Here is a 12,326-nt window from a genome sequence, read left to right on the forward strand (position 1 = left end):
CCGCGCCGCCGGTCATCGGCGCGGAATGGGGAAGTTGGGCCGCGTTATTGCCCTGACGCGGCCCAATGCATTTCATCTTCGCACAAGATTGAACTTCTAGTTTTCCGCATCAAGAGGCCGCTCCTGTGTCGCGGCAGACTCCAGAGAAAGATGGCGGCGGCGATGAATGCCATGCTGACGAAGTATCTCAAGGATTTCAGCGTTCCGGAATCCACCGCGCTGGTCGAGACCAACATCCTTTCGAGCCTTGCCGGTTCGCCGCTCGACGACCTCGGATTTTTCGCCGAGCCGGAGCCGGCCATCGACCTGGAAGCCGAGCGCGAGGCGGCACGCCAGGAAGGCCATGCCGCGGCAGTCGCCGAATGCGAGGAGCGCTTCGCTGGCGATCTCGCGGCCATCGCCGAAGAGCATTCGCACGAAATGCAGGCGATGCACGAACAGCACGAAAACGAGATCATGAGCGTGATCCATGCGCGGTTCTTCGACATGACGCTCGCCATTTCGCAATCGGTCGCCGACCAGGCGCTTCAGGTCCTGCTGCCCGTCGTGGAAGCGGATCTCGCCCGCCGTTCGATCGCGGCGCTTGCCGACGCGGTCCACAATGCCTTCATCGAGGAAAAGGCGGCTGAAGTTCTGGTGCGCGGCCCGGGGCGTCTCTTCGAACTGCTCAAGCCGCGGCTCGAAGCCGATGGCGTTCCCTGCCGGCACATGGAAGCCGAGATGACGGACATTTTCGTTGAGATCAACGAGACCGTGCTGACGACGCGGCTGTCGGTCTGGGCGCAGTCGCTTGCCGAGGTGATGGAATGAGCGAGGCGGAAAGCCACCATCACGGCAAAAATGAAATCATCATCGTCAAGCGCAACCGGGGCCACGAGGAACACGGTGGTCATGGTGCGTGGAAGATCGCTTACGCCGACTTCATGACCGCCATGATGGCCTTCTTCCTCATCATGTGGCTGGTCAATGCCGCAAACGAGGAAACCAAGGCTGCCGTCGCCAGCTACTTCAATCCCATCAAGCTGACCAGCGAAGTGCCGCCGGACGAAGGCATCCAGACGCCGAAGCGGGCGAAAGAGAAAAACGACGCCACCGAGGAACAGCAGGACAAGAAGGACGGCAAGTCGGCGAACAACGAAAGCGATCCCGGACAGGAGGACAAGACGACCTCCGAAATGGACCAGGTAAAGGCCTCCGAGGCGGATTATTTCGAAAATCCCTATGCCGTGATCGCCGAGATCGCGCAGGAGACCGAGGACAAGGCCAATATCAGCATCAAGGGTGACGGTGGCGCCAATGATGCCGGGCCCGGTACGGGTGCGGACGGCGGCGAAGCGTTCAAGGATATTTTCGACCCGGATTTCTGGACCCAGCAGGTCGAAGTCTCGAAAACCTCGCCTGCCAATGCCAGCGACGTTCCCGCCGAGACGGCCGGGCTGCCCGGCGATGGCGAAATCATCAATGCCGACAATCCCGATTCCATGTTCAAGGGCGACGCCTTGACCGGCGACAAGAAGAGCGGCGAGCAGGAAAAGGGCGATCTCAAACCGGGTGAGGGCAAGACCGACAAGGATAAGTCCAAGACGGCCGACAAGGACAAGGACGGCAAATCAGACAAGGATAAGCTTGGCCAGACTGAAAAGGACAAGGCCGGCAAGTCGGACAAGGACAAGCTCGGCCAGACCGAAAAGGACAAGCTCGGCAAGTCGGACGAGGACAAGGATGGCAAGACCGACAAGGAATTGCTGGCCAAGTTCGACAAGAACCAGGACGGCAAGCTCGACGAGGCTGAACTGAAGGCGGCCGAGGCCGCAAAGCTCGCCGAACGTCTGCAGGCGGCCTTGCGCAAGGAACTCGGCCCCAAAGCCGGCTATCTCGCCGAAGGCCTGCTGGTCACACCCGCCGAGGGCGGCATGCTGATCAGCATCTCCGACCAGGTCAAGACGCCGATGTTCCGGTCCGGATCGGCCATTCCCACCAGGGAAACGGTCGTAGCGATGGAGACGGTCGCCAAGCTCCTGAAGAACCGGAAGGGCCAGATCGCCATTCGCGGCCATACCGACGGTCGGCCATACAAGTCGAAGGCCTATGACAATTGGCGGCTTTCGACCGCGCGCGCCCAGAGTGCCTATTTCATGCTGCTGAGCAGCGGTGTGAAGGAAGATCGGGTTTCCCAGATATCGGGCTTCGCCGATCACCGGCTGAAACTGCCAGAGGCGCCTCTCGACGCATCCAACCGGCGCATCGAGATCCTCCTCCAGGCGAATTCGGAGTAGCGAATGGCACTCCGCTCGACTGGCTTCGGATTGATGACGCTGATCTGCCTGGCCTCCGGCCAGGCGGCAAGCGTTTCGGCTGAAGAAACCGCCGAGATCGCGCCGCCCTACCTGATGATCCGCTCGCTGCAGACGATCCAGGACAAGGTCATCAACGGCGATCTCGATTCGGTCGACATGCAGCGCTACCTGCTGGAGGAGATCGACAAGCGCCTGCGCGCCATCGACATGGCCGTGTTCGATGACCCCCGGAATGTCGATGCGGCGCTGATCTATGCGATGAGCGGCGGCAATCCCGAGACGCTCGACATACTCGCCGAGCGCGACGTCGAGGGCAATTTCGACAACCGCGTTACCAGCATCCTGCGGCGCTATCTATCCGGCAGGGGAGCCACCGCGCTCAAGCAGCTGCAGGAAGTCGTGCCGGAATACCGGAATTCCCGCATTGGCCCCTATCTCGAATTGATCGGCGCCAATGCGCTGATGGAGAAGGAAACCGACGCCGCGCTGAAATTCTTCGATTGGGCGCGCGCCGAAGCACCGGGCACGATCATCGAGGAGGCGGCTCTGCGCCGCTCGCTCGGCATCACGTCCGCGAAGGGCGACACGGCTCGTGCGCTACCTTTTGCGCGCCGCTATGCCAGGCGCTTCATGAATTCGCCCTATGCCTCGCAATTCGCCGACATTTTCGTCTCGCTGGCCATCGACCACAAGAATGCGCTTCCGCCGGATGAGATCAAGGCCGTGCTGTCACTCATCGAGCGCAAGCGCCAGCGGGAAATCTATCTCAGGCTGGGACGCCGTGCAGCGATAGACGGCAACAAGCCGCTCACCGATTTTGCCTCGAAAGAGGCGCGCAGGCTTTCGTCGGCGGAAGATGCCGGTCAGCTCGCTCTTGCCGAACTCTATTCCGGCATCGTCAACATCCCAAGTGACGGCATCAATCAGGTGCTCGAAAAGCTCGCCGAGATCCCCGATAAATCGCTTTCGCCGAAGGACCGTTTTCTCAGGGACGCGGCACGTATAGTGGCCGAAGAGGTGGTCAAGGAGCCGGGTGAGGACAGTCTGAGGCAAGTCGAACGTGTCATGGTCGACAAGGAATACAGGGATATGATGTCCGAGCGTGTCGTGAAGGCCTCCGAGGAGGCTCTGGCCGAGACGCTGCCCAGCACCCAGAACCTGCCGGAAGAGACAAGAAAGCAGGCACTCGATTCCAGGATCGACGAGGTCGAGGATTTCGTGAGTGTGGGGCGCTCCAAGCTGAAAGATATCGACACACTTCTATCGACAGGAAGCAACTGACGATGATGGATCAAATCCTTGCAGGCCCGCCCCAATCCCCGCCCGTCCAGCCCGCCTATCGTGACCAGCAGAGTGCCTCCGGCACCGGCGGCACGGAGGGTGGCGACAGCTTCCAGGACTACGTCTCCAAGGCGAACCAGCAGGAAACGCCAAACGGCGGCCGCGACAATCGGCACGGCGCTGTCGAGGACGATGCCGCCGCCAGTGTGACGAGCGATGATCCTTCCGCCAGCACGGTAGCGACGCCCGCCGATGCCGTTCGTCGCAATGTCGCGGAATCGACCGAGAGCCGGATCCGCCTGGCGCTTCTCAAGCAGAGCCAGAAAGCTGCGGTCGCGCCCGATGCAGGCAAGGACGGCGGAGCTGAAAAGGCGCTCGCCAACATATTGGATGTCGCCAAGCGGATGGCTCAGAAGGTTACCGCCGAAGCCGGCAATGCAGCGATTGCGCAGGAGGTGGCGGCAAGCCCGTCCGAAGAGCTGAGCATGTTGCTGGGGCTTGTCCCCGCCAAGGAAGCCACCGCCAAGCCTGTCAAAAAGCACGACGACGACACCGAAAAGGCCGACGTCAAGGACGAGACGACCGCCCTCGCAACGGACAAGAAGGCCGAGATCCTCCTGCTGAATGCCCATGAAAACGCTGCCGCCACGACCAAGCGCGACGACCACGCGCACGGCAAGGACGATTCAGTAACCGAATCCGTGCGTCTGGTCAGTGTCGATGGCAAGGGCAGGCCTATCGATGTGCCGCTCACCAAATCCGGCACGGATGGCGTAGCCGATACCGACAAGCGCTCGAACGCGACGAAGTTCGATACCGCCACGGTTATCGAGGCGCGGCGTTATCTCGGCTTCTCCACTGAGACCAACACCCAGACGCTGACCAGCGCCATCAAGTCCGATACGACCTGGACCGAGGCGCTTGCGCATGTGAACCGCGCCGAACTGTCGCTCGAGGGCGATACGGTGAAGGAAGTCAACACGCTCAAGCTCCAGATGAATCCCGGCGATCTCGGCAACATGGTCGCGTCGCTGAAGCTCAAGGGCGACGAGCTGACGGTGGAAGTGCGCGTCGATACGATCGAGGCCTACCGGCATCTCTCGAACGATCAGGACGGCATCGTCAAGGCATTGCAGGACCAGGGCTTCAGCATCGACAAGGTATCGGTCCAGCTCAATGCCACGGAGCGCACGGAAGCCAACGCCGATCGTGATCTCGCGCGGCAGGACCAGGGCCAGAAGGACAAGCAGGCCAGTGGTCGCAACGAAAATGCCCGCCAGGGCAACCAGGATTCATGGACACGCGATGAAGATGCCGGGATTTCCACGTCTGCTGACGGCAGGACTGATTCTTCTCGCGCCAGCGATATCTACCTCTGACGCACGCGCTTCGTCCGGCATCTGTGAGCGGGAGATCGCGGCTGCCGCGACGCGATATGGCGTGCCCGAGGGCATTCTCTATTCGGTGGGACTGACCGAGACCGGCAAGCGTGGCTCGCTCCAGCCATGGGCGCTGAATATCGAAGGCAAGGCAGTGTTCGCCGCGTCGAGAAAAGATGCGCTTGTCGCCTTTTCGGATGCCCGCGACAGGGGCTCGAAACTCATCGATCTCGGCTGCATGCAAATCAACCATCACTACCATGGCGATCAATTCGCCTCGCCAGACGACATGCTCAATCCGAGAAAGAATGTCGAATACGCGGCGAAATTTCTGTCCAGGCTGCATTCGAAGCATGTCACATGGACGATGGCGGTGGCGCGTTACCATGCGGGCCCGAACAACGATCCGGCACAAAAGCGGTACGTGTGTCGCGTCATCTCCAACCTGGTCGCGACCGGTTACGGAAAATGGACGCCGACTGCATCCGATTTCTGCGGCAACTGAAAGTAGCTGAACGTATGGGTTGAATCGGAACGCGAGCAATCTGGGCGACAATGTGGCGAGTCAATACCGCTAGCCATTTTATCTGTGGACTTAACCATATGTTAACGTGGATTTTGAAGTTTAGTATGCCTCAGGAAAGTCCGCCACTAGATATAGATCAAATCGCTATTATTCTGTTAATCTACTGTTAATTTATGTCACTCACTTCCCGCATATTTACGGCGATTCGCCGGATTCGTACTTATTGATGCATAGGTTCACTACACTGATTCGGAGGCGGCTGATGATCGTAGTGGTTGATGAGCGTACACTCGTAAAAGACGGTTACACATCACTTTTCTTTCGTGAGGGAGTACCCTCGACGGGTTTCGATCCGGTGGAATTTGGGGAATGGGTAACCACGGCGGCGGACACGGATATTGATGCCGTCGAAGCCTTCCTGATCGGACAGTCGGAGCTCTCGCTCGAACTGCCCAAGGCGATCAGGGATCGAAGCCAGGCCCCGGTAATCGCGGTGTCTGATTCTCCCTCTCTCGAAACGACGCTTGCATTCTTTGATTGTGGTGTCGACGACGTGGTTAGGAAGCCCGTCCATCCGAGAGAAATCCTGGCGCGGGCAGCGGCAATCCGCCGCCGGCAGAAGGTCCACACGAACTATGTCGACATTGGCCAGGTCCGGGTTTTCTCGGACGGGCGCGACCCGGAAATCGGCGGCGAAGTGTTTCCCTTGCCGCGGCGTGAACGGCGCATTCTCGAATACTTGGTCGCGAACCGCGGACGGCGCGTTTCCAAGACCCAGATCTTCAACGCGATCTACGGCATCTTCGACGAGGACGTCGAGGAGAACGTTGTGGAAAGCCATATCAGCAAGCTTCGCAAGAAGCTGCGCAAGCGCCTCGGTTTCGATCCGATCGATTCCAAGCGCTTCCTGGGATACTGCATCGACTGGCAGTAAGGCCTGGATGCGCGCACGGCGATGAAGCCGTAGCGGCACTCGGGGGCCAGGCCGGACATATCGAATTCTTCCATTCCTGGATGGCGGGCCTCGATCCTGAAACAAACATTCAGGATCGAGGCCCGCTTTCTGATTCCTGGCGTGCTGCCTGTCGCAGGCATGGCCCGGCGGGATTTCATGAATTCAATGGGTTCGGGTCCTGCCTGAGGGTCCTATAAGGTTCACGCAAGGCGCGCTTCCTATTCTGTAAATGAATTACGGACACGAGGAACCGACATGAGCCTTTATGGAATGATGAGAACCGGTTCGTCTGGCATGAATGCCCAGGCAAGCCGCTTGAGCACGGTGGCGGATAACATCGCAAACGCCGGCACGACCGGCTACAAGGCCGCGTCCACCGAATTTTCCTCCCTTCTCCTGCCCTCGGTCTCCGGCAACTACAATTCGGGTGCCGTGGAAACCGATATCCGTTATGGGATCAGCAACCAGGGCGCCCTTCAATATACGTCCTCGGCGACCGATCTTGCCATCAACGGCAACGGCTTCTTCGTGGTCGAGGATCCGAGCGGTGTTCCTTATATGACGCGCGCAGGCTCCTTCGTGCCGAACGGTGATGGCGAATTGGTCAATGCGGGCGGCTACAAGCTGCTCGGCTATCCCTATACGTCTGACGAGCCCACGCCCGTGGTCAATGGCTATGCGGGCCTCGAACCCGTCAAGATCACCTCGGACGGCCTGGTGGCCACGCCTTCTTCGTTCGGACAGTTCTTCTCGAACCTCGACGCCAGCGCTGAAGTGGTCGATCCCGCCCTGCTTCCGGCCGACGGCTCCGATGAGACGACGGAATATACCCACAAGACCTCCATCAAGGCGTTCGATACGCTTGGCAATGAAGTGCTCTACGACGTCTATTTCTCGAAGACGGACGAGAACATGTGGCAGATGGCGATCTTCAACGCCGCCGGCCGCGATGAAACGACGGGCTCATTCCCGTATGCAACGGATTCGCTGGTCGTCGATCCGATCGATATTGAATTCGATCCCGTCACCGGCAAGCTGACGGATGCATCCGAGGCGCTCGCCACGGTGGTGCTGCCTGCTGCCGCTGATGGCGGTTTAGTTCCCAACATGGTCGAGCTCTCGCTCGATTTCACCGAACTGACCCAGCTCTCTTATGATTTCACCGTCCGGGCATCGGTCAACGGCAATGCGCCGAGTGAGGTCGAGCAGATCCAGGTGGCCGAAGACGGCATCGTCTACGCGCAATATGAGAACGGCGACCTCGTGCCGATGTACCGCCTTGCCATGGCGACCGTGCAGAGCCCAGACGAGCTCAGGGTCATCTCGGGCAATGTCTACGCCCAGAGCAACGACTCCGGCATCGTCATTCTCGGTTTCCCGAATTCAAACGGAATGGGTTCGATCGTCTCCGGCGCTCTCGAGAATTCGACGGTCGATATCGCCGAGGAGCTGACCCGGATGATCGAGTCGCAGCGCACCTATACCGCGAACTCCAAGGTCTTCCAGACCGGTTCCGATCTCATGGACGTCCTCGTCAACCTGAAAAGGTAATTTTGAAAGGTAGGCCGGCTCCATGTCTCTGTCATCGGCGATCAGCACCGCGCAAACGATCTTTTCCAATACGGGCCTGCAGAGTGCGGCACTTTCCCGTAATATCGCGAATGCCTCGAATCCGGATTATTCCCGGCGTGTCGGTGTGACCAGCATCGACGCGAATGGCGCGCAGCGCATGACCATCGAGCGCACTTATGACAATGGCCTGGTCAAGCAGACCATGCATTCGACGGCCGACTCCGCCGCGCAGGACCTCCTCCAGCAGAAGCTGGAGGGTGTGAGATCCCTGCTGGGAGGCAACGACTACGAGACTGCCCCGTCGACCTACCTCAAGACGCTTCGCGACAATCTCCAGGCCTATGCCACCAAGCCGAACGAATCGACGCTGGCGGCAACGGTCATTTCGAGCGCCTCGGATGTCGCCAATTCGCTGAACGCGATCTCCTCCGAAATCCAGTCGATGCGGGGTACGGTCGATCAGGAAATCGGCGATCTGATCGAAGAGCTGAACGGTCTTCTCGATCAGTTCGGCGACGTCAATAACGCGATCAAGGCCGGTACGACGCTCGGGCGGGACGTCAATAACGAGCTCGACATGCGCGAGCGGTATCTCAAGCAGATTTCGGCGATCGTCGGCGTGCGTTCCTTCACGCGCAACGACAACGACATGGCGCTCTATACGAGCGATGGCACCATGCTGTTCGATGTCGACAAGCGGAAAATCCTTTTTCTCCCGCAGCCGGCCTATGACGCCGTGACAGAAGGCAATCCCCTCATCATCGATGGGGCGGAGATCACCGCCGGCGAGGGTGGCAACACCACGGCCAAGGGCAAGCTGCAGGCGCTTCTCCAGGTCCGGGATTCGATCATTCCCACCTATCAGAACCAGCTCGATGAAACCGCGCGCGGCCTGATCGAGATGTTCCAGCAGAATGATATGACGGGCGGCGGCGCTGATCCGATTCCGGGTCTGTTCACCTGGAGCGGATATGCGAGCGGCGATACGATCCCGGTGACGGGTGCGCTCGTTCCCGGCCTTTCTTCGGTGATCAAGGTCAATGACAGCCTCGTCAAGTCGAAGGGTGGCGACGCTACCCTTCTGCGCGATGGCGGCTACGACGTGGACGGCCTCGGCATCGCCGCCACCGACTATCTCGGCAACGTCAATAACGAAGCCGGTTACTCCACGCTTCTCGACGGCTATGTCGCCACCTTTGAAGGTGACCGCGATTTCGATACGGCGGCCTTCCTCGATGCCCGCACGACGATTGGCGAGTATGCGACCGGTTCCGTGGGTTGGCTCGAACAGCTGATCTCGGAAAGCGCCACCGCGAAAGACAACAAGCAGGCGCAGCTGACCCGCGTGGTCGAGGCGCTTTCCAACACGACCGGCGTCAGTCTGGACGAAGAAATGTCGCTGATGCTCGAACTCGAGCAGAGCTACAAGGCTTCGAGCAAGCTCGTCGCCACGGTGGACGAGATGATGCAGGCCCTGTTGGCAGCGGTGTGATAGACCATGAAAACTTCCTTCATATCCAACCTTTCCGTTCAGTCGGCCATGCGCCAGACGATCAACCAGGTTCAGAACGAACTGATCCAGGCACAGAAGGAAGTCGTGTCGGGACGGCTCTATAATATCGGCGAGGAACTCGGCGCCACCACGACGCGCAGCCTTGATCTTCATCGCGAAGCCGACATGATGCAGAACCTGGTCGCGACGAATTCGGTCGTGACCCAGCGGCTTTCCTCATCCCAGATGGCGCTCGAAACCATTTCCAATGCGGGGCAGACTGCGCTCAACACATTCGTGGCTATGGCTGGATCGACCGACAGCACCCAGCTATCCACCGCGGTGCAGACCCTGACCGACGTGCTCGATCAGTTCGTCGATTCGTCGAATACTTCAGTGAATGGCGAGTATGTCCTGGCCGGCATCAATACCGACGTCAAGCCGCTCGGCGACTATATGACCGACGAAACCGGTGCGCGGACGGCATTCGACACGGCCTTCGACGGGTTTTTCGGATTCCCCAAGACCGACCCGCAGACTGAGGGCATTACCGACGTCCAGATGCAGGACTTTCTCGACAATGTCGTCGAGCCGATGTTCATGGGCGGCACCGACTGGCAGACCAATTGGTCGACCGCCTCCGATACGCCGATGACCAGCCGCATCTCCAGGACCGAAGTCGTCCAGAGTTCGACCACCGTCAATGGCGACGCGTTCCGCGGCATGGCTTTTGCGGCGGTGATCGGCATCGAGCTCCTGAACCTGCCGATCAACAGCGATACGCGCGCGGTCGTTTCCAACAAGGCGATCGGGTTCATGGGGCAGGCGATCTATGGCATCGATGCGGAACGCAGCCAGCTCGGCCTGTCGGAAAATCGCGTCAAACTTGCCAATGAAGTGCTGCAGGCGCAGGTCGATATCGTCAAGCTCAACCTTGACGATCTGGAAGGCGTGGACGTGTACGAAGCTTCGAGCCGGATCACGGCTCTGAGCAATCAGATGGAAATTTCATACAACCTGACGGCGAGAATCTCGCAACTCAGCCTCGTCAACGAGCTCTGAGTATAGTTCGAGTTTTCGTCGTGTAACGCGTAGAATTAAGAGCGTAAGCCTGGGTTCAGGCAAGTGGTTTACGTTCAAAGAATGACCGGAGTGAGGGGCTGAATGTACCAGTTTTCCTATGCAGAAATCATGGCGGATGATGTCGCCGATTCGAAGGACCGCGAAAGGCAGGTGCTGGATAAGGCGATTACCATGCTGCAGGCGGCCATGAGAAACGGCCGGGAATCCAGGGAAGCCGTTGAAGCTTTGTTCTTCACGCGCCGCGTCTGGATCGCGTTTATTGACGACCTGCGCAGCCCGGAAAATCAACTGCCACTCAGCGTCAGGGCGGATCTTATCTCGATCGGCATCTGGGTGCTCAAGGAAGCCGAGAGAATCCGCGTGCGGAAATCGGACAACTTCAAGGGCATCGCCGATATCGTCACCATCATCAGGGATGGATTGAAATGAAAAGCACTTTGCGTATCTCGCTGAAATCGGGCGAGCGTATCTTCATAAACGGCGCCGTCCTCCGGGTTGATCGCAAGGTAGCGATCGAGTTCCTCAACGATGTGACATTCCTGTTGGAAAATCACGTGTTGCAGCCCGAGGGTGCCACGACGCCGCTCAAGCAGCTCTATTTCATCGTCCAGATGATGCTGATCAATCCGGAAGGCGCAAGCCAGTCCATGATCATGTTCAAGAAATCGATCACGATGCTGCTTGCCAGCTTCACCAATGACGAGATCCTGGCAGAGCTGAAGCGGATCGATGCAGTGGTGACCTCGGGCCGGCCGTTCGATGCGCTGAAAGCCATTCGCACGTTGTACCCAATCGAGGAGCGCATCCTCAGCACGCAGGAAATCACGCCTGCGGTACGCGAGCAGATCCGCAGGGAGATCGCACCATGGCAGTAGACGCAGTCAACAACGTCACCGCGACGCCTGTCTCGACCCCCAAGACGGCGGCGACGACCGATGCCAAGGAAGCGACGCTGAACTATGACAGCTTTCTCAAGCTGCTCGTCGCACAGATGAAGAACCAGGATCCGACCGACCCGATCGATGCCAGCGAGCAGATGTCGCAGTTGGCGACGTTCTCCAGCGTCGAGCAGGCGATCAAGACCAATACGCATCTGGAGAGCCTCATCCAGGAAACGTCGCTCAGCCAGGCGGCAAGCATGATCGGCAAGACCATCACCAGCGCCGACGGCGAGACCACCGGCGTCGTCAAGTCTGTCGCAGTGAAATCCGATGGCTTGACCGCGACTCTTGAAAATGGTGATACAGTGGTCATCCAGAGCGGCATCAGCATCAGCGCGACGCCGACGACGCCGGACACGAATACGCCGGATAACGGCGAAGACACCGGTAACACGCCGGATGACGGCCAAACCGATGAGACCAGCTCGGCCGGTGAATAACCCGGCCCGGCCACCGTCTGCGAGGATTTGCCATGAATGAGGCCGATGCACTCGATATCGTCCAGGCTGCGATCTGGACAGTGCTGGCCGCTTCCGGCCCGGCGGTTCTCGCCGCCATGATCGTCGGCGTCGTGGTAGCGCTGCTCCAGGCGCTGACCCAGGTGCAGGAAATCACCCTGACCTTCGTTCCGAAGATCCTTGCCGTGCTTGCGGCCGTGGCGATTTCCGCGCCGTTCATCGGCTCGCAGATATCGATCTTCACCAACATGATCTTCTCGCGCGTCGAAAGCGGTTTCTGACCGCTTCGCGACCCGGCGAGACACCCCTCGCGCAAGTTTCAGCCGCTATCCATGGGCCGTT

At 59.3% G+C, this 12,326-nt stretch carries 13 protein-coding genes; all 13 read left to right on the forward strand.

The features are described 5' to 3' along the window. The first annotated feature begins 162 nt into the window (after window positions 1-162). The 13 genes from IHQ71_RS04875 (at window position 163) to fliQ (ending at window position 12,265) form a co-directional block, all read left to right on the forward strand. Window positions 163-810, forward strand: a complete 648-nt coding sequence (locus tag IHQ71_RS04875; protein ID WP_258160836.1) for a hypothetical protein — start codon at window positions 163-165, stop codon at window positions 808-810. Beyond that, window positions 807-2,276, forward strand: coding sequence for a MotB family protein (locus IHQ71_RS04880; RefSeq protein ID WP_258160837.1), 1,470 nt, complete (start codon window positions 807-809; stop codon window positions 2,274-2,276). Before IHQ71_RS04875 ends, IHQ71_RS04880 begins: the two co-directional genes overlap by 4 nt. Before the next feature lie 3 nt (window positions 2,277-2,279). Further along, window positions 2,280-3,578 carry a chemotaxis protein MotC gene (gene motC, locus IHQ71_RS04885; RefSeq protein ID WP_258160838.1) on the forward strand — a complete coding sequence of 433 codons (1,299 nt, stop codon included), beginning with the start codon at window positions 2,280-2,282 and terminating at the stop codon, window positions 3,576-3,578. Between the two features lie 2 nt (window positions 3,579-3,580). Then, entirely contained in the window at window positions 3,581-4,957 is a 1,377-nt protein-coding gene (locus tag IHQ71_RS04890) for a flagellar hook-length control protein FliK (RefSeq protein ID WP_258160839.1), read from the forward strand. After that, on the forward strand, window positions 4,884-5,462 hold the full coding sequence (locus IHQ71_RS04895) for a transglycosylase SLT domain-containing protein (protein WP_374989957.1): 579 nt from the start codon (window positions 4,884-4,886) through the stop codon (window positions 5,460-5,462). Before IHQ71_RS04890 ends, IHQ71_RS04895 begins: the two co-directional genes overlap by 74 nt. Before the next feature lie 283 nt (window positions 5,463-5,745). Next, complete coding sequence (locus tag IHQ71_RS04900; protein ID WP_258160840.1) at window positions 5,746-6,417, forward strand: response regulator transcription factor; 672 nt, start codon at window positions 5,746-5,748, stop codon at window positions 6,415-6,417. Window positions 6,418-6,693: 276 nt separating this feature from the next. Then, the gene (locus IHQ71_RS04905; protein ID WP_258160841.1) at window positions 6,694-7,989 is read left to right on the forward strand and encodes a flagellar hook protein FlgE; all 1,296 of its coding nucleotides are present in this window, start codon (window positions 6,694-6,696) and stop codon (window positions 7,987-7,989) included. 22 nt (window positions 7,990-8,011) lie between these two features. Further along, window positions 8,012-9,502 carry a flagellar hook-associated protein FlgK gene (gene flgK, locus IHQ71_RS04910; protein ID WP_258160842.1) on the forward strand — a complete coding sequence of 497 codons (1,491 nt, stop codon included), beginning with the start codon at window positions 8,012-8,014 and terminating at the stop codon, window positions 9,500-9,502. A gap of 6 nt (window positions 9,503-9,508) precedes the next feature. Beyond that, window positions 9,509-10,564, forward strand: coding sequence for a flagellar hook-associated family protein (locus IHQ71_RS04915; protein WP_258160843.1), 1,056 nt, complete (start codon window positions 9,509-9,511; stop codon window positions 10,562-10,564). A 102-nt stretch (window positions 10,565-10,666) separates the two neighbouring features. After that, window positions 10,667-11,014 carry a flagellar biosynthesis regulator FlaF gene (gene flaF, locus IHQ71_RS04920; RefSeq protein WP_258160844.1) on the forward strand — a complete coding sequence of 116 codons (348 nt, stop codon included), beginning with the start codon at window positions 10,667-10,669 and terminating at the stop codon, window positions 11,012-11,014. Beyond that, window positions 11,011-11,460, forward strand: coding sequence for a flagellar biosynthesis repressor FlbT (flbT, locus tag IHQ71_RS04925; RefSeq protein WP_258160845.1), 450 nt, complete (start codon window positions 11,011-11,013; stop codon window positions 11,458-11,460). Before flaF ends, flbT begins: the two co-directional genes overlap by 4 nt. Continuing rightward, on the forward strand, window positions 11,451-11,966 hold the full coding sequence (gene flgD, locus IHQ71_RS04930) for a flagellar hook assembly protein FlgD (RefSeq protein WP_258160846.1): 516 nt from the start codon (window positions 11,451-11,453) through the stop codon (window positions 11,964-11,966). The genes flbT and flgD overlap by 10 nt, the downstream gene beginning before the upstream one ends. Before the next feature lie 32 nt (window positions 11,967-11,998). After that, complete coding sequence (gene fliQ / locus IHQ71_RS04935) at window positions 11,999-12,265, forward strand: flagellar biosynthesis protein FliQ (protein WP_025556143.1); 267 nt, start codon at window positions 11,999-12,001, stop codon at window positions 12,263-12,265. The last annotated feature ends 61 nt before the right edge of the window (window positions 12,266-12,326 follow it).

Source organism: Rhizobium sp. TH2, assembly GCF_024707525.1.
Classification (GTDB): Bacteria; Pseudomonadota; Alphaproteobacteria; order Rhizobiales; family Rhizobiaceae; genus Rhizobium_E.